Origin of the sequence: Micromonospora sp. CPM1 (assembly GCF_023896895.1) — a bacterium.
Lineage (GTDB): Bacteria > Actinomycetota > Actinomycetes > Mycobacteriales > Micromonosporaceae > Micromonospora > Micromonospora tulbaghiae.
This window is the reverse complement of the sequence record NZ_JAMHIU010000028.1, coordinates 48,331-73,157: the sequence shown is the minus strand read 5'-3', so window position 1 is coordinate 73,157 and position 24,827 is coordinate 48,331. Positions and strand designations below refer to the sequence as shown.

The window sequence follows — 24,827 nt, the reverse complement described above, 5'->3', positions numbered from 1 at the left end:
CCCCCGGCCCCCCACCCCCAGGAACATCCCGTCGATCATGAGGTTGGCGGCGCGACACGCCGGGCGCCGGTGCCGTCAACTTCATGATCGACGGGGTGGTGGCCGGGTGGGAGGGTGGGGAGCGTGTCCCGGGAGTGGAAGGTCGCGGGGATTCGCGGCGGGGTGCTGTGGGGCAGCGTCTCCGGTGGGGGCGAGACGCGCGTGCTGCCGGACGGGTGCCTGGACCTGCTCTGGTCCAGCCGGTCCGGGCTGCTGGTCGCCGGCCCGGACCGCACCGCGCACCTGTCGCGGTCCGCGCCGGGGGAGCGGTGGATCGGGCTGCGCCTGCCGCCGGGGACCGGGCCGGCCGTGTTCGGGGTGCCGGCCGAGGAACTGCGGGACCGCCGCGTGCCGCTGGCCGACCTGTGGGGCCGCGCCGCCGCCGAGGTGACCGAGCGGGTCGAGACGGCGCTGGCCACGCCGGGCGACGAGGCTGCCGGGGTGCTCACCCGGGTCGCCCGCGACCGGCTGCGCGCGGCCGGCGGCCCCGACCCGGTCGGCGCGCGGGTCGCCGCCCGCCTGGCCGCCGGGGCCACCGTCGCCGCGACCGCCGCCGAGGTCGGCCTCGGCCCGCGCGCCCTGCACCGCCGCAGCCGGGCCCTGTTCGGGTACGGCCCGAAGACGCTGGCCCGCATCCTGCGGATGCGCCGCGCGCTGGACCTGGCCCGCGCCGGCGCGCCGCTCGCCGAGGTGGCGGTGCGCAGCGGGTACGCCGACCAGGCCCACCTGACCCGCGAGGTGCGCGAGCTGGCCGGGGTGCCCCCGACCCGGCTGATCGCCCCGGCCCGGAGCCGCCCGCAGGCGAGCTGACCGGCACGGAGCCGCGCGCGAGCCGGCTCGCGTCTACTCGGCCGTGGGCAGCGGGGCGAACAGGTCCACGCCGTTGCCGTCCGGATCGTGCAGGACCGCGTACCGCTGGCCCCAGAACGCGTCCCACGGCGGCAGCTCACCGTGGTGCCCGGCGCCGGTCAGCTCGGCGTACCAGCGGTCCACCTCGGCCGGGTCGGCGCACCGGAAGGCCAGGCTCATCCGGTTGTTGCCGCCGGACGGGTCGAAGTCGGGGTGGAAGCTGCGGATCGTCTCGACCGTGTCCCAGGCCAGCCGTACGCCGTTCGGCAGGGTGACCTCGACGTGCCCTTCGGTCTCGGCGCCGGGCGGGATCGGCAGCCCCAGCCGCCGGTAGAAGTCGAGCGTGCGGGCCATGTCGGTGACCACGGTCCCGACCAGATCGAACTGCGGTGTCATGCCGGCCACGGTAGGCGCGCCCGGCCCGGCCCGTCTTGAACGGATCGGACGGGGGACGAGTGGCCGGTGTGGCCGCGCGGCCGGTCGCCGAGACGTTACGGTGGGGGACAAGTCCGGCTTCGAGTAACAAAGCTCGCATTCCGGACGTGCACCGATGACCGGCGAGGGAAGGAAAAGCAGCCGTGACGCATCTGGCCTACCTGGACGCGGGATCCGGCAGTCTCATCGTGCAGGCGGTGGTCGGCGGGGTGGCCGGGGTGGCAGTGGCCGCCAAGCTCTACTGGCGCCGCCTGGTGTCCCGGTTCCGGCGTCAGCCCACCGACCAGGGCCCGGCGGCGTGACGATCCCCGACACCGGCGTCCGCGTCGAACCCGGCTCCTTCCGCGACCCAGGCAACCGGGTGTTCCACCGCGGCGACGAGGTGCTGCGCGGGCTCGACGAGCGCTCGGCCCGCGACTGGCGGGCGCTGGCGGTCACCGACTTCTTCCGGCAGGCCACCACCAGTGGGCAGATCGTCGGCACCGAGGAACTGACCCCGACCCCGGTCGACGCGCCCTGGACCGCGGTGCTGCGGCACGAGCGGATCCCGTTCGTCTCGCACCCCTACGAGTGGTCGTACGCGATGCTGCGCGACGCCGCGCTGCTGCACCTGGACGTGCTGCGGGCCGCCCTGGAAGCCGGCTTCACCACCAAGGACGGCTCGGCCTACAACGTGCAGTGGCGCGGCGCCCGGCCCGTCTTCATCGACGTCGGCTCGTTCGAGGCGCTGCGCGACGGCGAACCCTGGGCCGGCTACCGGCAGTTCTGCCAGACGCTGCTCTACCCGCTGCTGATCCAGGCCCACCTCGGGCTGGACTTCCAGCCGTTCCTGCGCGCCCGCGTCGACGGCGTCGAGCCGGACCAGATGCGGCGGTTGTTCGGCGGCGCCCGGCGCTGGCGAGCCGGCGTCCCCACCCACGTGCACCTGCACGGCGCCATGCAAAACCGCAACTCCGCCGCGAGCACCACCGACGTCCGCGCCCAGTTGCGCGCCGCCGGGTTCTCCCGGGAGCTGGCGCTGGCCACGGTACGCGGGCTGACGAAACTGGTCCGCCGGATCGACCACCGGCCCGGCGACAGCCACTGGTCGGACTACCAGCGCACCTGCGCGTACTCGGTGCCGGACCGGCAGGCCAAGGAGGAGTTCGTCGACCGGGCGGTGGCCGCCGTCGGCGGAGGATCGGCGCTGGACCTGGGCGCCAACGACGGCCGGTACGCCCGCATCGCCGCCCGGCACGCCGCGCACGTCGTCGCCGTCGAGCAGGACCCGGGAGTGGTCGACACGCTCTACCGCGCGCTGCGCGACGAGGGCGAGACACGGATCCTGCCGCTGGTGATGGACCTGGCCGACCCGTCGCCGGGCGGCGGCTGGCGCGGCGTCGAGCGGGCCGCGTTCGCCGACCGGGCCCGCGCGGACACTGTCCTGGCCCTGGCCGTGGTGCACCACCTGGCGATCGGGCGCAACGTGCCGCTGCCCGAGGTGCTCGACCAGCTGACCGCGCTCACCGCCACCGGCGGCAGCCTGGTGGTGGAGTTCGTCCACCCGGACGACCCGATGGCCCGCCGGCTGCTGGCGAACAAGCCGGACGGCCTGTTCCCGGACTACCGGCGGGACGCCTTCGAGGCGCTGCTGGCCCGCCGGGGCCGGGTGGTCGCCCGGACCGAGCTGCCGTCCGGCACCCGCACGCTCTACCAGGTGGTGGTGGGTGGCTGAGGACACCCTCGCACCACCCCGGGAACGCGCGGCCGGACCGGACCGCCGGGAGCGCCGGCCCTGGTGGCGGGCCGAGGCGGCCCGGCTGGCCGAGGTCGCCGCGCTGATCGGGCTGGTGGTCACCCAGCCGCTGCTCGACGTGCTCGGCCGCAGCCCCGACTTCTTCCTGTTCCACCGCGCCTCCTGGGCCGACGTGCTGCTGCTGGTCGCCCTGATCGCGCTCGCGCCGACCATGGTGTTCGCGCTGCTGGGCGCGCTCGCGCTGCCCGCCGGACGCCTCACCCGGTCCGTCGCGCACACCGCGCTCGTGGGACTGCTGCTCGCCGCGCTGGCGGTCCAGGTCGGCCGGCACGTCACGCCGCTTCGGGGCGTACCCCTGCTTGTCGTCGCCGGTGCGGCCGGAGCCGCGGGCGCGGCCGCGCACCGGCGGTGGCGGGCGCCCCGGCGGGTGCTGCGGGTCGCCGCCGCCGGGCCGCTGGTGTTCGTCGGGTTGTTCCTGTTCGCCTCGCCCGCGTCGGCGGTGGTGCTGCCGCGCGGTGAGGGCGGCGCGGCCGGTGTGGCCGGTGCGGGCGCGCACCCGCCGGTGGTCATGATCGTGCTGGACGAGTTGCCGCTGGTGTCCCTGCTCGGCCCGGACGGCCGGATCGACGCCGAGCGCTACCCGAACTTCGCGGCGCTGGCCGGCGGGTCGACGTGGTACCGCAACGCCACCGGCGTCAGCGGCTGGACGCCCTACGCGCTGCCCGCGATGCTCACCGGGCGCTACCCGGAGCGGGGGGCGGCGCCGCACTACTCGCAGTACCCGGACAACCTGTTCACCGCGCTGGGCGGCCTCTACCGGATCAAGGCCGAGGAGAGCATCACCCGGCTCTGCCCGCCGAGCCGCTGCGAGCAGGCCACCACCCCGGAACAGGGGCTCGGCGTGCTGGTCCGGGAGAGCGGCCGGCTGCTCGGCCGAATCGCCGCGCCGGTGGACAGCCGGGTCGACCCGGAGGACTCCTACCGCGAGCGGACCGCCGCCGAGGCCGGGCTGGACGCCGCCGAGCCGGTGCCGGACGACCCGAAGTTCCGCTGGGACACCCTCGACGACAACCAGCCGGCCCGGTTCACCTCGTTCCTCGCCGGGCTGCGCCCCGACACCCGGCCCACGCTGCACTTCCTGCACCTGCTGATGCCGCACTCGCCGTGGGCGTACCTGCCGTCCGGGGCGCACTACGCGGCGCCGGAGGACCTGCCCAACGACGGCGCCGGCTGGGTCGACCTGGCCCGCGCCCGGCACCTGGCGCAGCTCGGCTACACCGACCGGCTGATCGGCGAGACGCTGCGGACGCTGCGCGCCACCGGCCTCTACGACAAGGCGCTGGTGGTGGTCACCGCCGACCACGGGGTGAGCTTCCGCCGGGACTGGCAGGGCCGGGGGATGGACGCCATCGACCACGCCGCGAACGAGGTGGCCTGGGTGCCGATGTTCGTCAAGGAGCCCGGCCAGCGCGCCGGACGGGTGGACGACCGCAACTGGGAGCACGTCGACCTGCTGCCCACGATCGCCGACGAGACGCACATGCGGGTGCCCTGGCGGATGGACGGCCGGTCGGCGAAGGCGGCGCCGCGCGAGCGGGCCGACAAGCGCTTCTACGACCGCCCCGGCCAGCCGGTCACCGTCACCGGCGGCGTGCCCGCCCCGCTCCCGCCGCTCCCGGTCGACCCGCTCGTCGGCACCCGGGTCGGGGACGTGCCGGCAGGCGGGTCCGCGACGGTGGCGAACCGGGACGCGTTCGACGCGGTCGACCCGGCCGGCGGCGGGCTGCCCGCGCTGGTCTGGGGCACCGTGCCGGACGGCGTGCCCGACGGCGCCCGGCTCGCCGTGGCGGTGAACGGCACGGTCGGCGCGGTGGTGCCCGTGGTGCCGCCGGACGCCGGTGGACGGCGCTTCGCGGCGCTGCTCGCCGACGACCGGCTGTTCGCCGCCGGAGCCAACCGGCTCGACCTCTACCGGGTCGGTGACGACGGGACGCTGCGGCGGCTCACGCTGTCGTGACGGACCTCCCGAACGTGCCCATGGCCGCGCTCCCATCCGGTTTCCGGACCGGCTGGCCGGGAAACAGGTGACGCACACCTCACCCTCAAACCATGACGAGCGGTGTTCTCCGCGCCGTGATTACGGTAGAAGCGAAGGCAATTCAACGAAGATCTTGCCGGCGAAGCGAGGAACAGATGACGGAAGTCAAGCTCGACCACCCCGGTGGGCAGCTGTCGATGCCGGTGCAGTCCGCGGTTGAGGGCCCCGCCGGGATCGGGGTGAGCAAGCTGCTCAAGGAAACCGGGATGACCACGTACGACCCCGGTTTTGTGAACACCGCGTCCTGCTCGTCCGCCATCACCTACATCGACGGTGATGCCGGCATCCTGCGGTACCGCGGCTACCCGATCGACCAGCTGGCCGAGAAGTCCTCCTTCCTGGAGGTCTCCTACCTGCTGATCTACGGCGAGCTGCCGTCCCAGACGCAGCTCACCGAGTTCAGCGAGCGGATCCGGCGGCACTCCCTGCTGCACGAGGAGATGCGCCGCTTCTTCGACGGGTTCCCCCGCGACGCGCACCCGATGGCCGTGCTCTCCTCGGCCGTCAGCGCCATCTCGACCTTCTACCAGGACAGCCTGGACCCGTTCGACTCCGAGCACGTGGAGATGTCCACGGTGCGGCTGATGGCGAAGGTCCCCACCATCGCCTCGTACGCGTACAAGAAGTCGATCGGGCAGCCGCTGCTGTACCCGGACAACTCGCTGGGCTACGTCGAGAACTTCCTGCGGATGACCTTCGGCGTGCCGGCCGAGCCGTACGAGGTCGACCCGGTGGTGGCCCGGGTGCTGGACATGCTGTTCATCCTGCACGCCGACCACGAGCAGAACTGCTCCACCTCGACCGTGCGGCTGGTCGGCTCCAGCAACGCCAACCTGTTCGCCTCGGTCTCGGCCGGCGTGAACGCGCTGTTCGGCCCGCTGCACGGCGGCGCCAACCAGGCCGTCCTGGAGATGCTCCAGAAGATCCAGGCCGACGGCGGCGACGTCCGCTCCTTCGTGCAGAAGGTGAAGGACAAGCAGGACGGCGTGAAGCTGATGGGCTTCGGGCACCGGGTCTACAAGAACTACGACCCGCGCGCCGCCATCGTGAAGAAGGCCGCCCAGGACGTGCTCGGCCGGATGGCCAAGCCGGACCCGCTGCTGGACCTCGCGGTGCAGCTGGAGGAGATCGCGCTCGCCGACGACTTCTTCGTGTCCCGGCGGCTCTACCCGAACGTGGACTTCTACACCGGCCTGATCTACAAGGCCATGGGCTTCCCGACCAAGATGTTCACGGTACTGTTCGCGCTCGGCCGGCTGCCCGGCTGGATCGCGCAGTGGCGCGAGATGATCAACGACCCGGAGACCAAGATCGGTCGCCCGCGGCAGATCTACACCGGGGCCACCGAGCGGGACTACGTCCCCGCCGCCCAGCGCTGACCCAACCCCGGCGAAAGGCCGCCGCCTCCGTCCGGAGGCCGGCGGCCTTTCCCGTACGCGCCCCCGCCCGCCCCCACTCCCGTTGATCTTGCACTCGGTGCCCCGGCATTGCGGGCATTGCGGCCCTCCTGGGGGCACCAAGTGCAAGATCGCGGGGGAGAGGGGGAGAGGGGGAGAGGGGGAGAAGGGGCGCTAGCGGAGGCCGGCGGCGGTGAGGAGGTTGCCCTCGGGGACGCGCGGCGCGGGGTGGCCGTGTGCCATGCGGTGCTTGGCGCGGGCGGCGGTGAACGCCGGGTCGCCGGCGATGGCGGCGGCGTACGCGGCGGCCGTGCGGGACGCGATGGCGGCCCAGCCGTACTGCTCGTGCACCATGGCACGGGCCCGCCGGGCGAGCGCACGCGCCCGGTCCCGGTCGGACAGCAGCGTGTGCACCGCCTCGGCCAGCCCGTCCGGGTCGTGCGGGGCGAACGTCATCCCGGTGACGCCCGGCTCGACGATCTCGGCCAGTCCGCCGGTACGGGCCACCGCCAGCGGCGCGCCCGCGGCTGCCCCCTCCAGCGCCACCATGCCGAACGGCTCGTAGATGCTCGGCACCGCGAAGCAGTCCGAGGCGGCCATCACGGCGGGCAGGTCGGTGCCGCCGAGGAACCCGGGCATGCTCACAGTCGCGCCCAGCCCGAGGCGGTGCACCTCGGCCTCCAGGTCCGCCTTGTACGGGCCGTCGCCGACGATCACCGCGCGCAGCCCGGGGTGCCGGTCGCGCAGCCGGGGCAGCCCGGCCAGCAGGTGCTGCACGCCCTTCTCGTACACCAGGCGGCCGGCGAACGTGACCAGCGGGCCGTCGGCGGCGAACCGGGCCCGGGCGGCGGCGACCGCCGACGCGGGCACCCGCCAGCGGTGCGGCTCGACGCCGTTGGGGACCACGTCGACCCGGGCGGCGTCGACGCCGAAGAGCGCGCCCACCTCGTCGCGCATGTAACCGGAGCAGACGATCACCCGGCCGGACTCGCCGGCGAGCCAGTGTTCGACGCCGTGGATGGTGCGGTTCATCTCCTCGGGCAGCCAGCCCTGGTGCCGGCCCGCCTCGGTGGCGTGGATGGTGCTGACCAGCGGCACGTCGAGGTGCTCGCGCAGCGTCATCGCGGTGTGCGCGACGAGCCAGTCGTGGGCGTGGATGACGTCGTAGGAGCCGGCGGAGGCGGCGCGTAGCGCGGCCCGGGTCAGGGTGTGGTTGAACGCCATGGTCCAGGCCAGCAGTGATCCGGTGGCGAGGGGGAACGTGACCGGGTCCTCGGCGGCGCGGACGATGCGGACGCCGTCGGCGTACTCCTCCAGGGGAGCGCCCTCGGCGTGGCGGGTGACGACTGTGACCTCGTGCCCGGCGGCGGCCAGCGCCACGGAGAGCGCGTGGACGTGGCGGCCGAGGCCGCCGACGAGCACCGGCGGGTACTCCCACGACAGCATCAGGATGCGCCGGGTCCGGGGCCCGGCCCCGGCCGGCGACGGGGGCGCCGGGCGGGAGGTGAGGGTGGGCCGGTGGAGCCGGTCCGTCGCGGTGGCGGGCTGAGCGCCGACCCGCAGAGTGGTCACGTCGATCTCCGTCCATGCATGGTGAGGCACGCCGGCATCGGTGGCGGCGACGAGCGGTGGTGAGGGGTGGCCGAACGGCCGGGCGGGCCCGCGCGCGCGTGGACCCGGATCCAGGAAAGTCCATCTGCCGCCGGTCCGCATCTTGAAAAGGTCGATCGTGACGGATGACACCCGAACGTCTGTCCGGACTCAGGAGGGCGGATTCGGTTACGGTCCGAACGGGTGGATTGACGGGCGGTACGACGGGGCATCACCGGCGTGCGCATCGGCGGTGCCCCCCGCCCGATGCGCTCACGATCATGGGCCGAAGGAGCGACATGCAGGTCTGGCCGGGCGAGAGCTACCCCCTCGGCGCCACGTACGACGGGATGGGCACCAACTTCGCGATCTTCTCCGAGGTGGCGGAGAAGATCGAGCTGTGCCTGTTCGACGAGTGGGACATCGGCACCGAGCGCCGGGTGGAGCTGCGCGAGGTCGACGCGTACGTCTGGCACGCCTACATCCCCGGCGTCGAGCCCGGCCAGCGCTACGGCTACCGGGTGCACGGGCCGTGGAACCCGGCCGAGGGGCTGCGCTGCAATCCGCACAAGCTGCTGCTCGACCCGTACGCGAAGGCGGTCGACGGGGAGGTCACCTGGCACCCCTCGGTCTACGACTACGAGGTCGGCGGCGACCCGGACCGGATGAACACCGCCGACTCGGCGCCGTACATGCCGAAGTCGGTGGTGGTGAACCCGTACTTCGACTGGGGCAACGACCGGCCGCCGCGCACCCCGTACCACCACTCGGTGATCTACGAGGCGCACGTGCGCGGCCTGACCATGCGCCACCCGGGCATCCCGGAGGAGCTGCGCGGGACGTACGCGGCGATCGCCTCCCCGGTGATGATCGAGCACTTCAAGCGGCTCGGCGTGACAGCGGTGGAGCTGATGCCGGTGCACGAGTTCGTGCACGACCACCGCCTGGCCGACCTGGGGCTGCGCAACTACTGGGGCTACAACACCATCGGCTTCTTCGCCCCGCACCACGGCTACTCCGCGCTGGGCCGCCTGGGCCAGCAGGTGCAGGAGTTCCGGGGCATGGTCAAGGCGCTGCACGCCGCCGGCATCGAGGTCATCCTCGACGTGGTCTACAACCACACCGCCGAGGGCAACCACCTCGGCCCCTCGCTGAGCTTCAAGGGCATCGACACGCCCAGCTACTACCGGCTCTCGGAGGAGGACCGGCGCTACTTCGTCGACTACACCGGCACCGGCAACAGCCTCAACGTCCGCAGCCCGCACTCGTTGCAACTGATCATGGATTCGCTGCGCTACTGGGTCACCGAGATGCACGTCGACGGCTTCCGGTTCGACCTGGCCGCCACGCTGGCCCGCGAGTTCTACGAGGTGGACCGCCTGTCCACGTTCTTCGAGGTGGTGCAGCAGGACCCGGTGGTCGGCCGGGTCAAGCTCATCGCCGAGCCGTGGGACGTCGGCCCCGGCGGCTACCAGGTCGGCAACTTCCCGCCGCAGTGGACCGAGTGGAACGGCAAGTACCGCGACACCGTACGCGACTTCTGGCGCGGCGAGCCGGCCACGCTCGCGGAGTTCGCCTCCCGCATCTCCGGCTCCGCCGACCTCTACCAGGACGACGGCCGCCGCCCGTTCCACAGCATCAACTTCGTCACCTGCCACGACGGGTTCACGCTCACCGACCTGGTGTCCTACAACGACAAGCACAACGAGGCCAACGGCGAGGACAACCGGGACGGGGAGAGCCACAACCGGTCCTGGAACTGCGGCGTCGAGGGCGAGACCGACGACCCGGGCGTGCTGGCGCTGCGGGCCCGGCAGCGGCGCAACTTCCTGGCCACGCTGATCCTGTCCCAGGGCGTGCCGATGCTCGGCCACGGCGACGAACTGGGCCGCACCCAGCGCGGCAACAACAACGCCTACTGCCAGGACAGCGAGCTGGCCTGGGTGGACTGGGACCGCGCCGACACCGAGCTGCTGGACTTCGTCCGCCGGCTCACCGAGTTCCGCAACCGGCACCAGGTGTTCCGCCGCCGCCGGTTCTTCACCGGCCTGCCGGTGGGTGGCCGGGCCGCCGGTTCCGGGCTGCCGGACCTGGCCTGGTACACCCCGGACGGCCGGGAGATGACCGGCGAGGACTGGGGCAACGACTTCGGCCGCTCGGTCGCCCTGTTCGTCAACGGCGACGGCATCGGCGAACGCGGCCAGTACGGCCAGCGCCACCGGGACGACTCCTTCCTGCTGCTGTTCAACGCGCACGACGCGCCGCTGGACTTCACGCTGCCCGGCGAGGAGTTCGGCACCCGGTGGGAGCTGGTGATCAGCACCGCGGAACCCGATCCGGAGAAGACGACGCTCGTCGAGGCGGGCGGCACGGTCTGCGTGCCGGACCGCTCACTGCTGGTCCTGGAGAGGACGGCCTGAGCCATGCCCGACACCCCCCGCTCGACCTACCGCATCCAGGTGCGGCCCGGCTTCGACCTGGACGCCACGGCCGAGCTGGCGGGCTACCTCGCCGCGCTCGGCGTCACCCACCTCTACACCGCGCCCCTGCTCACCGCCACCCCCGGCTCCACGCACGGCTACGACGTGGTCGACCACCGCGCGGTCAACCCGCAGCTCGGCGGCGAGGCCGCCCGGGCGCGGCTGGTCCGGGCGCTGCGCGCGGCCGGGCTGGGCCTGGTCGTGGACATCGTGCCCAACCACGCCGGGGTGGCCCGGCCCGAGGCCAACCCGGCCTGGTGGGACGTGCTGCGGCGGGGACGCGACTCGGCGTACGCGCGCTGGTTCGACATCGACTGGGACCGCGGCCGGCTGCTGCTGCCGGTGCTCGCCGACACCGCCGACGCGCTCGACGACCTGAAGCTCGTCGACGGGGAGCTGCGCTACCACGAGCACCGCTTCCCGGTCGCCGACGGCACCGGCGACGGAACCCCCCGGCAGGTGCACGACCGGCAGCACTACGAGCTGGTGAACTGGCGGCGCGGCGACGCCGAGCTGACGTACCGCCGGTTCTTCGCCGTGTCCGACCTGGCCGGCCTGCGGGTGGAGGACCCGGAGGTCTTCGACGCCACCCACGCGGAGATCCTGCGCTGGGTCGACGCCGGTGAGGTCGACGGCATCCGCGTCGACCACCCGGACGGGCTGCGCGACCCGGCCGGCTACCTGGCCCGGTTGCGCGCCGCCGCGCCGCAGCGCTGGCTGGTGGTGGAGAAGATCCTGGAGTACGGCGAGGACCTGCCGGACTGGCCGGTCGACGGCACCACCGGCTACGACGCGCTGGCCGCCGTGTCCGGGCTGTTCGTCGACCCGGACGCCGAACCGGAGTTCACCACGCTCGACGGCCGGCTGACCGGGCGGCACACCTCCTGGGAGGACCTGACGCACGCCACCAAGCTGGAGGCCGCCACCCGGCTGCTCGGCGCCGAGCTGACCCGCCTGGCCGCGCTCGTGCCGGAGCTGCCGGGCGAGCAGGTCCGCGCCGCCCTGGCCGAGCTGGCCGCCTGCTTCCCGGTCTACCGCGGCTACCCGCCCGAGGGCGCCCGGCACCTGGCCGCCGCCCGCAGCGAAGCGGGCCGCCGCCGGCCCGACCTGACCGGCGTCCTCGACCAGGTCACCGCCCGGCTGCGCGACCCCGGCCACGAACTGGCCGCCCGGTTCCCGCAGCTCACCGGCGCGGTGATGGCCAAGGGCGTGGAGGACACCGCGTACTACCGGTGGAGCCGGTTCGTCGCCCTCAACGAGGTCGGCGGCAGCCCGGCCCACTTCGGTGTGCCCCCGGCCGAGCTGCACCGGTTCGCCGCCAGCCGGCACGTGCGCTGGCCGGCCAGTATGACCGCGCTCTCCACCCACGACACCAAGCGCGGCGAGGACGTCCGCGCCCGCCTCGCGGTGCTGTCCGAGCTGCCCGGCCGCTGGGCCGAGCGGGTCGCCGACTGGATGTCGCGCGCGCCGCTGGCCGACCCCGCGCTGGCCCACCTGCTCTGGCAGACCGCCGTCGGGGCGTGGCCGATCGAACGGGAGAGACTGCACGGGTACGCCGAGAAGGCCGCCCGGGAGGCGTCGGTCACCACGAGCTGGGCCGACCCGGACCCGGCCTTCGAGCACGAGATGCACGCCCTGGTCGACCGGATGTACGACGACCCGGAACTGCACGCCCAGATCACCGCGTTCGCCGCCGAGATCACCCCGCCCGGCTGGTCCAACGCGCTCGGGCAGAAGCTGGTCCAGCTCTCCATGCCCGGCGTGCCCGACGTCTACCAGGGCACCGAACTGTGGGAGAACTCGCTCGTCGACCCGGACAACCGCCGGCCGGTCGACTTCGCCGTACGCCGGGACATGCTGGCCCGGCTCGACGCCGGCTGGCGGCCCGCGGTGGCCGCCGACGGCGCGGCCAAGCTGCTCGTGGTGTCCCGGACGCTGCGGCTGCGCCGCGACCGCCCGGACCTGTTCGGCGGCTACCGGCCGGTGCCGGCACGCGGCCCGGCGGCCGCGCACGCGGTGGCCTTCGACCGGGGCGGCGCGGTCGCGGTGACGACCCGGCTGCCGCTGCGGCTGGCCCGCTCCGGCGGCTGGCGGGACACGACCGTGTCACTTCCCGTTCATCAGTGCACCGACTTGTTCACCGGGCGGGTCTACAGTGGTTCTGAGCTGCTCCTCGATGATCTGCTGAGCACCTATCCCGTCGCCCTCCTCGCACCCACCGACTCTGTGGAGGCCGCCGCATGACCGAGTTCACGGTGTGGGCGCCCGAGGCCGCCCGGGTGCGGCTGCGCCTGCCCGGCGTCGCCGACCACGCGATGCGTCCCGGGCCGGACGGCTGGTGGCGGGTCGAGGTGCCCGGCGCCGGGCCGGGCACCGACTACGCGTTCCTGCTCGACGACGACGACCAGGCCCTGCCCGATCCCCGCTCGGCCTGGCAGCCGGCCGGGGTGCACGGGCCGAGCCGGCTCTACGACCACGCGGCGTTCGGCTGGACCGACGCCGCCTGGACCGGCCGGCAGCTGCCCGGCAGCGTGCTGTACGAGCTGCACATCGGCACGTTCACCCCGGAGGGCACGTTCGACGCGGCGATCGCCAAGCTCGACCACCTGGTCGACCTCGGCGTGGACATGGTCGAGCTGCTGCCGGTGAACGCGTTCAACGGCGAGCACAACTGGGGCTACGACGGCGTCTGCTGGTACGCCCCGCACGAGCCCTACGGCGGCCCGGACGGCCTGAAACGGTTCGTCGACGCCGCCCACGCCAAGGGCCTGGGGGTGATCCTCGACGTCGTCTACAACCATTTCGGGCCCTCCGGGGCCTACGCGCCGCGGTTCGCGCCGTACCTCACCGAGCAGAGCAACACCTGGGGCCGCACCGTCAACCTGGACGGCCCGCACTCCGACGGGGTACGCCGCTACATCGCCGACAGCGTGCTGACCTGGCTGCGCGACTACCACGTCGACGGGCTGCGGCTGGACGCCGTGCACGCCATGCCCGACGGCCGGGCCGTGCACTGGCTGGAGGAGGTCGCCGCCGAGGTGGAGGCGCTGTCCACGCACCTCGGACGCCCGCTGTCGCTGATCGCCGAGAGCGACCTCAACGACCCGCGCCTGATCACGCCCCGCGAGGCGGGCGGGTACGGCCTGCACGCCCAGTGGAACGACGACGCCCACCACGCGCTGCACACGCTGCTCACCGGCGAGCGGCAGGGCTACTACGGCGACTTCGGCTCCCTGGAATGCCTCACCGACGTGCTGACCGGCGGGTTCTTCCACGCCGGCACCTGGTCCAGCTTCCGCGGCCGCAGCCACGGCCGCCCGGTCGACCGGCAGCGCACGCCCGGCCACCGCTTCGTGGCGTACCTGCAGAACCACGACCAGATCGGCAACCGGGCCACCGGCGACCGGATCTCCGCCACGCTGTCGCCCGGCCTGCTGCGCGTCGGGGCGACGCTGCTGATGACCGCGCCGTTCACGCCGATGCTGTTCATGGGGGAGGAGTGGGCGGCCTCCACGCCCTGGCAGTTCTTCACCAGCCACCCCGAGCCGGAACTGGCGACGGCGGTGGCCACCGGCCGCCGACGCGAGTTCGCCGGCCACGGCTGGGCCACCGACGACGTCCCCGACCCGCAGGACCCGCAGACGTTCCTGCGGTCCCGGCTGGACTGGGCCGAGCTGGACAAGCCGGAGCACCGCGAGACGTACGACCTGTACCGACGGCTGATCGCGCTGCGCCGCTCCCGGGCCGACCTGTCCGACCCCCGGCTGGACCGGGTCGACGTACGCCACGGCGACCGGTTCCTGGTGATGCGGCGCGGCGACACGCTCGTGGTGGCGAACCTGGCCGGCCGGGCGCAGCGGATCAACCTGCCCGGCGTGGTACGCCGGGTGCTGCTCGCCACCTCCGAGGGCGTCACGGTCATGCGCGACGGCATCGAGCTGCCGCCGGAGTCGGCCGCGATCGTGGCGCTCTGACCGCTTGCCGGCGTCGATCTTGGACTTGTGGCGCCTCGAAGGTCCCACCTGTCCGGTTCGCGAACCACCACAACTCCAAGATCGGCGGAGCGGGGGGCGGTGAGTTCGCGGCGGGAGCATGGTCCTACCTCCGACGGCCCGACCCTGGAGGTTCCATGTCCGACACGCTGACCCGTCGCGAGTTGTGGGCGCTCGCGCACGCCGAGCGCGCCGCCCTGGCCGACGATCTCACCGGGCTCGACGCGGCGCAGTGGGCGCGGCCCTCCCTGTGCAGCCGCTGGTCGGTGGAGGAGACGCTCGCGCACATGACCGCGGCGGCGAGCGTCGGCCGCGCCCGCTGGGTCGCCAGCGTGCTCGGCGCCCGGTTCGACTTCGACCTGCACAACGACCGCCGGCTGGCCGAGCACCGGGGCGCCGACCCGGGGGAGACGCTCGACCGGTTCCGCCGGATCGTCGGCAACAGCACGTCGACGTTCGGGCCGACCGAGGCCTGGCTCGGTGAGGTGGTCGTGCACGCCCAGGACATCCGGCGTCCGCTCGGCCTGACCCGGACGCCCTCGGTCGAGGCCGTCACGCCGGTCGCCCGCTTCTTCGCCGGCCGGGACTTCACGGTGGCCGGCCGCAGTGCGGTCGAGGGCCTGCGGGTGGAGGCGACCGACGGGCCGTTCAGCGCCGGGGCCGGCCCGCTGGTCAGCGGCACCACGCTCGCGCTGATGATGGCGATGGCCGGACGGGCCGCCTACTGCGACGACCTCACCGGCCCCGGCGTGCAGACGCTGCGGGAGCGCTGCACGCCCGCTTGACGACGCCCGGCGGCGGAACGCGGAGGGCCGTCGTGCCGGACGCCGGGCCCGGTGAGGGTCACGACCTCGGCAGCGTCAGGATCTCCGCGCCGTCGTCGGTGATGGCGATGGTGTGCTCGCTGTGCGCGGTACGGCAGCCCGTCGCGCTGCGCAGCGTCCACCCGTCGGCGTCGGTGACCAGCGTGGCGGTGTCCGCCATCACCCAGGGCTCCAGCGCCAGCAGCAGCCCGGGACGCAGCGTGTAGCCGCGCCCTGGCCGTCCGGTGTTCGACACGTGCGGGTCCTGGTGCATCGTCGACCCGACGCCGTGACCGCCGAACTCGGTGTTGACCGAGTATCCGGCCTCGGTGAGGACCGAGCCGATGGCGTGCGAGAGGTTCCCGACGCGGGCGCCGGGACCGGCGGCGGCGATCCCGGCGCGCAGCGCCCGTTCGGTGGCGTCGATCAGCGCGACGCTCTCCGCGGGCCGGGCGTCGCCGACGAGGAAGCTGATCGCGGAGTCGGCCACCACCCCGCCCAGCGAGACGGCCAGGTCGAGGCTCAGCAGGTCGCCGTCGGCGAGCGCGTAGTCGTGCGGCAGTCCGTGCAGCACCGCGTCGTTGACCGACGTGCAGATGTAGTGGCCGAACGGCCCGCGTCCGAAGGACGGCGCGTAGTCGACGTAGCAGGACTGCGCCCCGGCCTCGGCGATCATGCGCTGGGCCTGCCTGTCGATGTCGAGCAGGTTGGTGCCGACGGTGGTGCTGCCGCGCAGCGTCTGCAGGATGTGGGCGACCAGGGCGCCGGTGTCCCGCGCCCGCCGGACGTCGGTGGGGCTCAGGATCTCGATCATGCAGGCGCCTTCCTCGCGTAACCAATAAGTATCCCGGCCATGTTATCCCGGTATTAGAATCCTGGCATGGTCAGGTTGCCTCTCACTCCCGCCGAGGTCGAGCGTGGGCAGCGCCTCGGCGCGCTCCTGCGGCGAGCGCGGGGTGAGCGTTCGATGCTGCTCACCGCGCTCGACGCGGGCGTCTCCCCGGAGACGCTCCGGAAGATCGAGTCCGGCCGGGTCGCCACGCCGGCGTTTCCCACCATCGCGGCCATCGCCGACGTCCTCGGCCTCTCCCTCGACGAGGTGTGGTCGGAGATCAACAGGCCCGACGGCGCGGTGCGTCTCGCGTCGTCCGAGCGGCGGCTGGCCTCGTAGGGCCGCCTCGCCGACCGGATGAGCATACTGAGTATGCTCCCACGCATGCCACCCTCACGTCGCACCGTCGCCCTCGTCGTCCCCGTCGCCGGCTTCCTGCTCGGCTTCCTGGACTTCGTCTGGATCAAGTGGGTGCCGTTCCCGTTCGCCGAACTCGCCAACTCCACCGCCACCTGGGCGGTCGCCGCGTTCGCGCTGGGCTGGTGGATCCGGTCGGGCGCGGTGCGCGCCGCCGTCGCGGCCAGCGTCCTGCTCATCGTCGCGGTGCCCAGCTACTACCTCGCGGCGACGCTGCTCCAGGGCGACGACCTCGCCGTGATCTGGTCGCCCACCTCGATCGTCTGGATGGCGTTCGGCGTGGTGGCGGGCGTGGTGTTCGGCGTCGCCGGCATCTGGGCGCGGACCGAGGGATGGCGCCGCGTCGTCGGGACCGCGCTGCCGGTGGCCGTGTTCGTCGAGGAGGCGCTGCGGTTCGCGCTGAAGTCGCGGTCCGGCTATCCCGGCGCGTGGTGGAACGTGGCCATCGACCTCGCGCTCGCCGCGCTGCTGGTGGTGCTGGTCGGCCGGTCCGCCCGGGTACGGCTGCTGGCCGCCGCGGTGGCGGTCCCGCTGGCCGCGGCGGGCGCGGTCACGTTCTCCGTCGTCGCCGGCTGACCCCGCGGCGACGGCAGGCGGGCCACCCGGCGGGCGGCGAGCCGGGTGACCGCGCCGGAGAGGCGGCGGACCACCGGCCCGACCGGGATCGGCGACAATGGCCCGGGAACGGCGTGGTCCGGACGACGAGGGAGGAAACGGTGATCCGACGGCAGGTGCTCGCGGCGGCGATGCTCACGGCGACGGCTCTGGTGGCCGGCTGCACGGAGAGCCGGCCCGAAGCCGCGTCCCCCACCAGCGCCCCGGCCACGCCCGCCGCGTCGGCCACACCGAGCGCCGCACCCACCCCCTCGCCGGTGCCCGCGCCTCCGGAACTGGCCGCACTGGAGCGGCGCTCCGGCGCCCGGATCGGCGTCTTCGCCGTCGACACAGGCACCGGCCGCACCCTCGCGCACCGCGCCGACGAGCGGTTCGCGTACGCCTCGACGTGCAAGGCGCTGGCGGCGGGCGCGATGCTGGCCGCCACGTCCGACGCCGAGCGGGACCGCGTGGTCCGCTACCGGCGGGCGGACCTGGTGGCGCACTCCCCGGTGACCGAACGGCACGTGGAGACCGGGATGACGCTGCGGGACGCCGCCGAGGCGGCGGTGCGGTACAGCGACAACACCGCCGGCAACCTGCTGTTCGACGCGCTCGGCGGCCCGGCCGGCTTCGCGCGGGCGCTACGGGAGGTGGGCGACCAGGTCACCAGGCCGGCCCGTACCGAACCGGAGCTCAACGCGGCCACGCCCGGCGACGAGCGCGACACCAGCACGCCCCGCGCGCTGGCCGGCTCGCTGCGGGCGTACGCGCTGGGTGAGGCCCTGCGGCCCGCGGACCGCGACCTGCTGCTCGGCTGGATGCGGGCCAGCACCACCGGGAGCGGGCTGGTCCGGGCCGGCGTGCCGGCCGGCTGGCAGGTGGCGGACAAGTCCGGCACCGGCGGGTACGGCACCCGCAACGACATCGCCGTGGTGTGGCCGCCGGACCGGGCGCCGATCGTGCTCGCGGTCATGACCAGTCGCGACAGCCGCGACGCGAAGCCCGACGACGCGCTGGTCGCCCAGGCGGCGCGGGCGACGGTGACCGCGTTGCGCTGACGGGAGGCCCGGCTCAGGGAATCGGCCACTCGTGCACTGGCCGGTTGCTGTGCATCAGGTCGACGTAGTGGCGGACCACCTCGCGCAGCGCCGCCGGCCGGTCCATGTGGTCGGCCGACTCCAGCCGGTGCAGCGTCTCCACCTGCCACGTCGCGCCGTTGCGGCCGGTCAGGCAGCGCTGCTCGACGATGCCGAGCAGCCGGTCCCGTTCCGCCGGGTCCAGGCCCCACCGGTCCAGCCCGTGGTGGGCCATCGGCAGCAGCCGGCGCAGCACCAGCTCGGTCACCGGCAGGTAGCCCAGCCCGGGCCAGTACACCTGGGCGTCGATGCCGTGCCGGGCGCAGGCGTTGAAGTTCTCCTCGGCCGCGCTGAACGACATCTGCGACCACAGCGGACGGTCGGACTCGGCGAGCGCCCGCACCAGGCCGAAGTAGAACGCGCCGTTGGCGACGGTGTCCAGCACCGTCGGCCCGGCCGGCAGCACCCGGTTCTCCACCCGCAGGTGCGGCCGGCCCTTGAGCACGTCGTAGACCGGCCGGTTCCACCGGTAGATGGTGCCGTTGTGCAGCCGCAGCTCGGCCAGCTTCGGCACTCCGCCGCTGTGCAGCGTGGTGGCCGGGTCCTCCGCGTCGCAGACCGGCAGCAGCGCCGGGAAGTAGCGCACGTTCTCCTCGAACAGGTCGAACACCGAGGTGATCCAGCGTTCGCCGAACCACACCCGCGGGCGTACGCCCTGAGCCTTTATCTCCTCCGCCCGGGTGTCGGTGGCCTGCTGGAACAGCGGCACCCGGGTCTCGCGCCACAGTTCCCGGCCGAAGAACAGCGGGGAGTTCGCGCCGAGCGCCACCTGGACGCCGGCGATCGCCTGCGCGGCGTTCCAGTAGTCGGCGAACTGCGCCGGGCTGACCTGGAGGTGGAACTGGGTGCTGGTGCACGCCGCCTCCGGCGTGATCGTGTCGGCCGTGGTGGCCAGCCGCTCCACCCCGCTGATCGCGATCGGCAGGTCCTCGCCGCGGGCGGCGAAGATCTGCTCGTTGAGCAGCGCGTACCGGGGATTGGCCGACAGCGTCTCGGCGGTCAGGTGCTCCGGGCGCAGCGTCGGCAGGATGCCGACCATGACCATGTGCGCGCCGACCGCGCGGGCCTTCGACTCCGCGGCGTTCAGGCTGGCCCGGACGTGCTCCTCGAACGCGGCGGTGCCGGTGCCGGCGAGCCGCCGCGGCTCGACGTTGATCTCCACGTTGAACTGGCCCAGTTCGGTCTGGAACGCCGGGTCGGCGATCGCCTCCAGCACGTCGGCGTTGCGCATGGCCGGGTCGAAGACGTCGTCGACCAGGTTCAGTTCGATCTCCAGGCCGGTCATCGGCCGCTCCACGTCGAACCGGGACTCGCGCAGCATCTCGGCGAACACGTCCAGGCACCGCCGGACCTTCTCGCGATAGCGGGCCCGGTCCTCCCGGCTGAAGGTACGCACGCCGACGTCCTCGCCCATGGTCACCACCCTGTCACCGTTGGTTCTCCCCAACCTCGCACGGAGTGGCGGGTCAGGAAAGGCCCGGAGGCCCTTTTCTGTACCCCGTGGCGGCCCCGGTGATCCCCGTCGCGGGGCAGCGGGTTCCGTCCGGGCGGCCCGGCCCGGGCGGCTAACATGGCCGCCGACGGCGAAGGGGAGTGGCTGATGCGCGACGGGTGGATCCGGGCGTTCGTGGTGGCGGCGTTCGCCGAGGGATGCTCCTGGGCGGCCCTGCTGGCCGGCATGGCGGTCAAGTACGGCCCGCCCGGCAACGAGATCGGCGTGAAGATCTTCGGCCCCGTCCACGGTGCGCTGTTCGTGGTCTACGGCCTGCTGGCGCTCGTGGTGGCCCTGCGGCGCCGCTGGACGCTCGTGCAGACCGGGCTGGCCCTGGCCAGCGCGGTGCCCCCGTTCGCCACGGTGCTGTTCGAGCGCTGGGCGAGCCGCCGGGGCCTGCTCGACGCGCCGGCTCCGGTGGAGAAGCCGCTCACCCCGGCCGGTCGCTGACCGAGGCGAGGTCCTCCGCGAGGAAGCCGGCCAGCACGTCGGTCAGCTCCCGTGGCGCCTCCTCGGCCATGTGGTGCCCGGACGGGATCGAGGCCGTCCGCACGTCGTCGGCCCAGTCGCGCCAGATGGCGGCCGGGTCGCCGTAGAGGTCGACCATGTCGTCGCGTTCGGACCAGGCGAACAGCACCGGGCAGCCGATCCGCCGCCCGGCGGCCCGGTCCGCGTCGTCCGCCGCCCGGTCCGGGCCGAGCCCGGCCCGGTAGTCCTCACACATGGCGTGCACCGTGGCCGGGTCGTGGATGGCGCGGCGGTAGTCGGCGTACGCCTGCTCGCCCATCTGCTCCGGTGATCCGCCGTACCAGGCGTCCGGGTCGGCGTTGATCACCCGCTCGGCCGGCTTGGCGAGCTGGCCGAGGAAGAACCAGTGCCACCAGCGGGCGGCGAACCGGGCGTCGCAGCGGGCCAGCGCCTCACCGATCGGCACCCCGTCCAGCACGCCGAGGCGGCTCACCCGGTCCGGGTGGTCCAGGGCGGTCCGCATCGCCACGTACGCGCCGCGGTCGTGACCGATCACCGCGGCCCGGCGGTGCCCGAGCGCGTCGAGCAGGTCCACCACGTCCGCGGCCATCGCCCGCTTGGAGTAGACCGTGTGCTCCGGGTCGCTCGGCGGCTTCGACGAGCCGCCGTAGCCGCGCAGGTCCGGGCAGATCACCGTGTGCCGGGCGGCCAGCCGCGGCGCCACCCGGTGCCAGGTCGCATGGGTACGCGGGTGCCCGTGCAGCAGCACCACGGGCGGCCCGGAGCCGCCGTGGCGTACGCGCAGGCGGACCGCGCCGACGTCGATCTCGGTGAGCGTGAATCCGGGGAACATGGCCGCACCGGTGCCCACCGGCGGCGGGACGGAAACCCGCTCTACGTCAGCGCCGAGCAGGCGGCCACGCCGAGCAGCAGCACGGCGCCGAGCATCGCCTGGAGGAGCAGTGCCGGTCCCAGGTGCGACCAGAGCGTCGCGGTACGCGGGGTGAGCAGCTGACCGGTGGTCAGGTTGACGATCCGCTCGATCCGCGGCGGCAGGTCCTCGTCGCGTTGCGCCCGCAGCGTGAGCTGGACGTGGTCGCCGGGGTGCAGCGCGCTCTGCGGCAGGTGGCCGTGCAACTCGACCTCGACCAGCCGGCCGGTGGTGTCGCGCACCCGGACCGGAGTGACCAGGAACTCCGGCCCCTTCTTCAGCTCCTTGAAGCTGCGCCGGGCCCCGCCGCCGCCACTGCTGAGCAACGCGCGCACCACCTTCAGCAGCAGCCCCACCACCCCCGCGGCGGTCAGCACCGCGACGAGCACCGGCTGCCCGACCCGGACCTCCCGGGCGTAGCCGTCCATCAACCGGGCCAGACGCCCGGTAACGACGCGTTCCGCCGGGTGGACGACGCGTCGGGTGTACAGCTCCGTGTCCATGTTCACCACCGAGAGTCCCGTTCCGTGCACAGATGGTATCGGCCCTTCGGGTTGAACGACGTGAATGAACGGCGGTCACGCCCGGACGGCCGGCAGGTGAACTCCGCCGGGGCGCGGGTATGCGTGCGGCCGAGCCGGAAAGGGGTCGAGCATGCAGCTGTCCTTCCTGCGCCCGCTCTACGACCGTCCCGGGCCGTGGTGCTCGGTGTACATGGACGCCTCCCGCGACACCCAGGACGCGCGAGCGCAGGTCGACCTGCGCTGGCGGGCCCTCAAGGGCGACCTGCTGGGGCAGGGCGCCGACCCGGTCACCGTCGAGGCGGTGGAGGAGGTCGTGCGCCGGCACCAGCCGATGCCCGGCGACTACGGCATCGCCGTGTTCGCCAGCCGGGGCCGCGTGGTGCTCACCGAGTACCTGTCCGCGCCGCCGCTGCGCGACCTGGCGAGCTGGTCGGCGCTGCCGCACACCATGCCGCTCGTGGCCCAGCGCGGCGAGCAGGTGGCCTGGGTGCGGGTGCTGGCCGACCGTACCGGTGCGGACGCGATGGCGGTCAGCGCCGGCGGGGTGCCCCGGCGGGCCCAGGTGCAGGGCGGGCAGAGCCGCCAGCTGCGCCGGGTGCAGCCGGGCGGCTGGTCGCAGTCCCGCTACCAGCGCGCCGCCATGGAGGCGTGGCACCAGAACGCCGGTGACGCCGCGGCGGCCACCGCCGACCTGGCCGAGCGGGTCGGCGCGGACGTCGTGGTGGTGGCCGGGGACGTCCGGGCCACCGGCATGATCGCCGCCCAGCTCCCCACCCGCTGGCAGGACGTGCTGGTGCGCACCGACGCCGGGGCCCGCGACGTGGGCGCCGACGACACGCTGATGGACGACATCACGGTGCAGACCGTCGCCGAGGTCGCCGACCGGCGGATCGCCGCCGCGCTGGACCGCTTCGGCGTCCAGGAGGACGTCGGCGCCGGACTCGACGCCGTGGTCTCCGCGCTGCAACGCAACCAGGTCGACACCATGCTCATCGTGGACGACCCGTCGGCCGACGGCGAGCTGTGGGTGGGCCCCGAGCCGACCGAGATCGCCACCGACCCGGCGCAGCTGGCCGGCATGTCGGTGGCCGACCCGCAGCGGGTACGCGCCGACGCGGCGCTGCTGCGCGCGCTGATCGGCACCGACGCGGACCTCACGGTGCTCGCGCCCGAGGAGGCGCCGGAGCTGACCGACGGGGTCGGCGCGGTGCTGCGCTACGTCGACGCGAGCACGCCGGGGCGGGGCAATGGCTGAGCGCATCGTCGCCGACCTGGTGGTCGAACGCCTGCGGGCCTGGCGGGTGCCGCGGGTCTTCGGCTGTCCGGGCGCGGCGATCGCCCCGCTCGTGGGCGCGCTCGACGACGCGGGCGGGGACCCGGCCTTCGTCCCCGCCCGGCACGAGGAGACCGCCTCGTACATGGCCACCGGGCACGCGAAGTTCACCGGCGGCGTCGGGGTGTGCCTGGCGAACCAGGGCCCGAGCGCGGTGCACCTGCTCAACGGGCTCTACGACGCCAAGCTCGACAGCAAGCCGGTGGTCGCGATCATCGGCGAGGACGTCACCGGCCCGCTCGGCGGCGCGCACGAGGAGATCGGGCTGAGCCGGCTCTTCGGCGACGTGTGCAACCAGTTCGTCCGCTACGGCCGCAGCCCGGAACAGGTGCCGGCGCTGCTGGACCAGGCGTTCCGTACCGCCGCGGCGACCCGCAGCCCGACCTGCGTGGTGCTGCCGCGCGCGTTGCAGGTCACCGCCGTACCGGATCTGCTGCCGCAGACCGCCGGGGTGGTCACCGCGACGCCCGGCGAGCCGCTGGCCCGGGTGCTGCCGCACGACGCCGACCTGGACGCCGCCGCGTCGCTGCTCGGCAACGGGCGGCGGGTGGCGATGCTCGTCGGCCAGGGCGCGCAGGGCGCGGCCGAGGAGATCGTCGCGCTCGCCGACCGGCTCGGCGCGGGCGTCGCCACGTCGCTGCTGGGCAAGCCGGTGCTCGACGAGCGGCTGCCGTTCCACACCGGCGTGCTCGGCGAGGTCGGCACCACCGCCGCCGCGCAGCTCATGGGCTCCTGCGACACGCTGCTGATGATCGGCACCAACGACCCGTGGACCGACTGGTTCCCGATGCCGGGCCAGGTGCGCACCATCCAGATCGACATCGACGGCCGGCGCATCGGCACCCGCTACCCGGTGGACGTGCCGCTCGTCGGCGACGCCGCCGAGACGCTGCGGGCGCTGCTGACCCGGGTGCCGGAGAATCCCCACCGCGAGTGGCGCGGCATGGTGGAGAAGATGGTGGACCGGTGGCGGGAGACCGCCGCCGAGCGCGCCGCCGTCCCGGCCGAGCCGGTCAACCCGCAGCTCGTGCTCCGCGAGCTGTCCGCCCGGCTGCCCCGGCACGCCGGCGTCGCCGTCGACGTCGGCTCGGTCATCTACTGGTACGCCCGGCACCTGGAGCTGCCGCCCGGGGTGCGGGCGCAGCTGTGCGGCACGCTCGGCTCGACGGGCTGCGCCCTGCCGTACGCGGTCGCGGCCAAGCTGGCCCGCCCGGACGAGCCGGTGCTCGCGCTGCTCGGCGACGGCGCGATGCAGCTCAACGGCCTGGCCGAGCTGATCACGGTGGCCCACCAATGGACGCGGTGGCGCGATCCCCGCCTGATCGTGCTGGTGCTGAACAACCGGGACCAGTCCGGCGTGGGCGGCGGGCGGACGCCCGGGGGGCGGCGCTCCGACGTGCCGTACGCCGGGTGGGCCCGCCTGCTCGGGCTGCACGGCGTCCGGGTGGACCGGCCGGACCTGGTCGGACCCGCCTGGGACGAGGTGCTCGCGGCCGACCGGCCGGCCGTCCTGGAGGCGGTGGTGGACCCGGCCGTGCCGCTGGACGCGCCCGAACCGGCGCTGGCCGACCTGCGCGGCCTGGTGACCGACGGGGACGCGGCCCGCCGGGTGCGGGAGCGGGTGATCCAGACCGAGGCCATCGCGGCGGACGAGGTCGTTTAGCCGGATCACTCCGGGG

The 24,827-nt window shown here is 74.0% G+C and carries 21 protein-coding genes; 15 read left to right on the top strand and 6 right to left on the bottom strand.

The window, feature by feature from the left end; translation table 11 throughout:
- The first annotated feature begins 123 nt into the window (after positions 1–123).
- On the top strand, positions 124–849 hold the full coding sequence (locus tag M8C11_RS26515) for a helix-turn-helix transcriptional regulator (RefSeq protein WP_252454039.1): 726 nt from the start codon (positions 124–126) through the stop codon (positions 847–849).
- Positions 850–882: 33 nt separating this feature from the next.
- On the opposite strand, the gene M8C11_RS26510 is transcribed toward M8C11_RS26515, so the two are convergent.
- Positions 883–1,284 (bottom strand): VOC family protein, encoded by a 402-nt coding sequence (locus M8C11_RS26510; RefSeq protein ID WP_252454037.1) that lies wholly within the window; start codon positions 1,282–1,284, stop codon positions 883–885.
- A gap of 182 nt (positions 1,285–1,466) precedes the next feature.
- On the opposite strand from M8C11_RS26510, the gene M8C11_RS26505 reads away from it, so the two are divergent.
- The 4 genes from M8C11_RS26505 to M8C11_RS26490 all read left to right on the top strand — a co-directional run bounded on the left by M8C11_RS26505 (position 1,467) and on the right by M8C11_RS26490 (position 6,535).
- Positions 1,467–1,625, top strand: coding sequence for a hypothetical protein (locus M8C11_RS26505; protein WP_018787270.1), 159 nt, complete (start codon positions 1,467–1,469; stop codon positions 1,623–1,625).
- Positions 1,622–3,037 carry a methyltransferase domain-containing protein gene (locus M8C11_RS26500; protein WP_252454035.1) on the top strand — a complete coding sequence of 472 codons (1,416 nt, stop codon included), beginning with the start codon at positions 1,622–1,624 and terminating at the stop codon, positions 3,035–3,037. Before M8C11_RS26505 ends, M8C11_RS26500 begins: the two co-directional genes overlap by 4 nt.
- Complete coding sequence (locus tag M8C11_RS26495; protein ID WP_252454033.1) at positions 3,030–5,075, top strand: sulfatase-like hydrolase/transferase; 2,046 nt, start codon at positions 3,030–3,032, stop codon at positions 5,073–5,075. The genes M8C11_RS26500 and M8C11_RS26495 overlap by 8 nt, the downstream gene beginning before the upstream one ends.
- Before the next feature lie 176 nt (positions 5,076–5,251).
- Positions 5,252–6,535: a citrate synthase gene (locus M8C11_RS26490; RefSeq protein ID WP_013286008.1), complete on the top strand. Its 1,284-nt coding sequence runs from the start codon at positions 5,252–5,254 to the stop codon at positions 6,533–6,535.
- A gap of 192 nt (positions 6,536–6,727) precedes the next feature.
- On the opposite strand, the gene M8C11_RS26485 is transcribed toward M8C11_RS26490, so the two are convergent.
- Positions 6,728–8,125, bottom strand: coding sequence for a glycosyltransferase family 4 protein (locus tag M8C11_RS26485; protein WP_252454031.1), 1,398 nt, complete (start codon positions 8,123–8,125; stop codon positions 6,728–6,730).
- Positions 8,126–8,442: 317 nt separating this feature from the next.
- On the opposite strand from M8C11_RS26485, the gene glgX reads away from it, so the two are divergent.
- The 4 genes from glgX to M8C11_RS26465 all read left to right on the top strand — a co-directional run bounded on the left by glgX (position 8,443) and on the right by M8C11_RS26465 (position 15,400).
- Entirely contained in the window at positions 8,443–10,563 is a 2,121-nt protein-coding gene (gene glgX / locus M8C11_RS26480) for a glycogen debranching protein GlgX (protein ID WP_252454029.1), read from the top strand.
- Between the two features lie 3 nt (positions 10,564–10,566).
- Entirely contained in the window at positions 10,567–12,867 is a 2,301-nt protein-coding gene (gene treY, locus M8C11_RS26475) for a malto-oligosyltrehalose synthase (RefSeq protein WP_252454028.1), read from the top strand.
- Positions 12,864–14,597, top strand: coding sequence for a malto-oligosyltrehalose trehalohydrolase (gene treZ / locus M8C11_RS26470; protein WP_252454026.1), 1,734 nt, complete (start codon positions 12,864–12,866; stop codon positions 14,595–14,597). The genes treY and treZ overlap by 4 nt, the downstream gene beginning before the upstream one ends.
- 155 nt (positions 14,598–14,752) lie before the next feature.
- Complete coding sequence (locus tag M8C11_RS26465; RefSeq protein WP_252454024.1) at positions 14,753–15,400, top strand: maleylpyruvate isomerase family mycothiol-dependent enzyme; 648 nt, start codon at positions 14,753–14,755, stop codon at positions 15,398–15,400.
- 58 nt (positions 15,401–15,458) lie between these two features.
- On the opposite strand, the gene map is transcribed toward M8C11_RS26465, so the two are convergent.
- The gene (map, locus tag M8C11_RS26460) at positions 15,459–16,232 is read right to left on the bottom strand and encodes a type I methionyl aminopeptidase (RefSeq protein ID WP_252454022.1); all 774 of its coding nucleotides are present in this window, start codon (positions 16,230–16,232) and stop codon (positions 15,459–15,461) included.
- Positions 16,233–16,298: 66 nt separating this feature from the next.
- On the opposite strand from map, the gene M8C11_RS26455 reads away from it, so the two are divergent.
- The 3 genes from M8C11_RS26455 (at position 16,299) to bla (ending at position 18,322) form a co-directional block, all read left to right on the top strand.
- Positions 16,299–16,589 (top strand): helix-turn-helix transcriptional regulator, encoded by a 291-nt coding sequence (locus M8C11_RS26455; RefSeq protein ID WP_252454020.1) that lies wholly within the window; start codon positions 16,299–16,301, stop codon positions 16,587–16,589.
- A gap of 45 nt (positions 16,590–16,634) precedes the next feature.
- Positions 16,635–17,243: a DUF6518 family protein gene (locus tag M8C11_RS26450; RefSeq protein WP_252454018.1), complete on the top strand. Its 609-nt coding sequence runs from the start codon at positions 16,635–16,637 to the stop codon at positions 17,241–17,243.
- A 170-nt stretch (positions 17,244–17,413) separates the two neighbouring features.
- Positions 17,414–18,322 (top strand): class A beta-lactamase, encoded by a 909-nt coding sequence (gene bla, locus M8C11_RS26445; protein WP_252454043.1) that lies wholly within the window; start codon positions 17,414–17,416, stop codon positions 18,320–18,322.
- A 13-nt stretch (positions 18,323–18,335) separates the two neighbouring features.
- Here bla and M8C11_RS26440 read toward each other — a convergent pair whose 3' ends face one another.
- Positions 18,336–19,814 carry a glutamate--cysteine ligase gene (locus M8C11_RS26440; RefSeq protein WP_252454016.1) on the bottom strand — a complete coding sequence of 493 codons (1,479 nt, stop codon included), beginning with the start codon at positions 19,812–19,814 and terminating at the stop codon, positions 18,336–18,338.
- 156 nt (positions 19,815–19,970) lie between these two features.
- Between M8C11_RS26440 and M8C11_RS26435 the strand changes: the two genes are divergently transcribed.
- Positions 19,971–20,342 carry a DUF3817 domain-containing protein gene (locus M8C11_RS26435; protein ID WP_121685700.1) on the top strand — a complete coding sequence of 124 codons (372 nt, stop codon included), beginning with the start codon at positions 19,971–19,973 and terminating at the stop codon, positions 20,340–20,342.
- Here the strand turns inward: M8C11_RS26435 and M8C11_RS26430 are convergent.
- Together M8C11_RS26430 and M8C11_RS26425 are read right to left on the bottom strand one after the other, a co-directional pair.
- Positions 20,323–21,213: an alpha/beta fold hydrolase gene (locus tag M8C11_RS26430; RefSeq protein WP_252454014.1), complete on the bottom strand. Its 891-nt coding sequence runs from the start codon at positions 21,211–21,213 to the stop codon at positions 20,323–20,325. The genes M8C11_RS26435 and M8C11_RS26430 overlap by 20 nt on opposite strands.
- 41 nt (positions 21,214–21,254) lie before the next feature.
- The gene (locus M8C11_RS26425; protein WP_256487527.1) at positions 21,255–21,794 is read right to left on the bottom strand and encodes a hypothetical protein; all 540 of its coding nucleotides are present in this window, start codon (positions 21,792–21,794) and stop codon (positions 21,255–21,257) included.
- 151 nt (positions 21,795–21,945) lie between these two features.
- On the opposite strand from M8C11_RS26425, the gene M8C11_RS26420 reads away from it, so the two are divergent.
- Both M8C11_RS26420 and M8C11_RS26415 read left to right on the top strand, forming a co-directional pair.
- Positions 21,946–23,070 carry a Vms1/Ankzf1 family peptidyl-tRNA hydrolase gene (locus M8C11_RS26420; RefSeq protein ID WP_120570141.1) on the top strand — a complete coding sequence of 375 codons (1,125 nt, stop codon included), beginning with the start codon at positions 21,946–21,948 and terminating at the stop codon, positions 23,068–23,070.
- Entirely contained in the window at positions 23,063–24,811 is a 1,749-nt protein-coding gene (locus M8C11_RS26415) for a thiamine pyrophosphate-binding protein (protein ID WP_252454010.1), read from the top strand. The genes M8C11_RS26420 and M8C11_RS26415 overlap by 8 nt, the downstream gene beginning before the upstream one ends.
- Positions 24,812–24,827: the final 16 nt, after the last annotated feature.

Excerpts from the sequence above, each read along its gene's own strand:
- M8C11_RS26510 (WP_252454037.1), bottom strand. The coding sequence starts at position 1,284 with ATGACACCGCAGTTCGATCTGGTCGGGACCGTGGTCACCGACATGGCC.
- M8C11_RS26490 (WP_013286008.1), top strand. The coding sequence starts at position 5,252 with ATGACGGAAGTCAAGCTCGACCACCCCGGTGGGCAGCTGTCGATGCCG.
- glgX (WP_252454029.1), top strand. The coding sequence starts at position 8,443 with ATGCAGGTCTGGCCGGGCGAGAGCTACCCCCTCGGCGCCACGTACGAC.
- treY (WP_252454028.1), top strand. The coding sequence starts at position 10,567 with ATGCCCGACACCCCCCGCTCGACCTACCGCATCCAGGTGCGGCCCGGC.
- treZ (WP_252454026.1), top strand. The coding sequence starts at position 12,864 with ATGACCGAGTTCACGGTGTGGGCGCCCGAGGCCGCCCGGGTGCGGCTG.
- M8C11_RS26465 (WP_252454024.1), top strand. The coding sequence starts at position 14,753 with ATGTCCGACACGCTGACCCGTCGCGAGTTGTGGGCGCTCGCGCACGCC.
- map (WP_252454022.1), bottom strand. The coding sequence starts at position 16,232 with ATGATCGAGATCCTGAGCCCCACCGACGTCCGGCGGGCGCGGGACACC.
- M8C11_RS26455 (WP_252454020.1), top strand. The coding sequence starts at position 16,299 with ATGGTCAGGTTGCCTCTCACTCCCGCCGAGGTCGAGCGTGGGCAGCGC.
- M8C11_RS26450 (WP_252454018.1), top strand. The coding sequence starts at position 16,635 with ATGCCACCCTCACGTCGCACCGTCGCCCTCGTCGTCCCCGTCGCCGGC.
- bla (WP_252454043.1), top strand. The coding sequence starts at position 17,414 with ATGCTCACGGCGACGGCTCTGGTGGCCGGCTGCACGGAGAGCCGGCCC.
- M8C11_RS26440 (WP_252454016.1), bottom strand. The coding sequence starts at position 19,814 with ATGGGCGAGGACGTCGGCGTGCGTACCTTCAGCCGGGAGGACCGGGCC.
- M8C11_RS26435 (WP_121685700.1), top strand. The coding sequence starts at position 19,971 with ATGGCCGCCGACGGCGAAGGGGAGTGGCTGATGCGCGACGGGTGGATC.
- M8C11_RS26430 (WP_252454014.1), bottom strand. The coding sequence starts at position 21,213 with ATGTTCCCCGGATTCACGCTCACCGAGATCGACGTCGGCGCGGTCCGC.
- M8C11_RS26425 (WP_256487527.1), bottom strand. The coding sequence starts at position 21,794 with ATGGACACGGAGCTGTACACCCGACGCGTCGTCCACCCGGCGGAACGC.
- M8C11_RS26420 (WP_120570141.1), top strand. The coding sequence starts at position 21,946 with ATGCAGCTGTCCTTCCTGCGCCCGCTCTACGACCGTCCCGGGCCGTGG.
- M8C11_RS26415 (WP_252454010.1), top strand. The coding sequence starts at position 23,063 with ATGGCTGAGCGCATCGTCGCCGACCTGGTGGTCGAACGCCTGCGGGCC.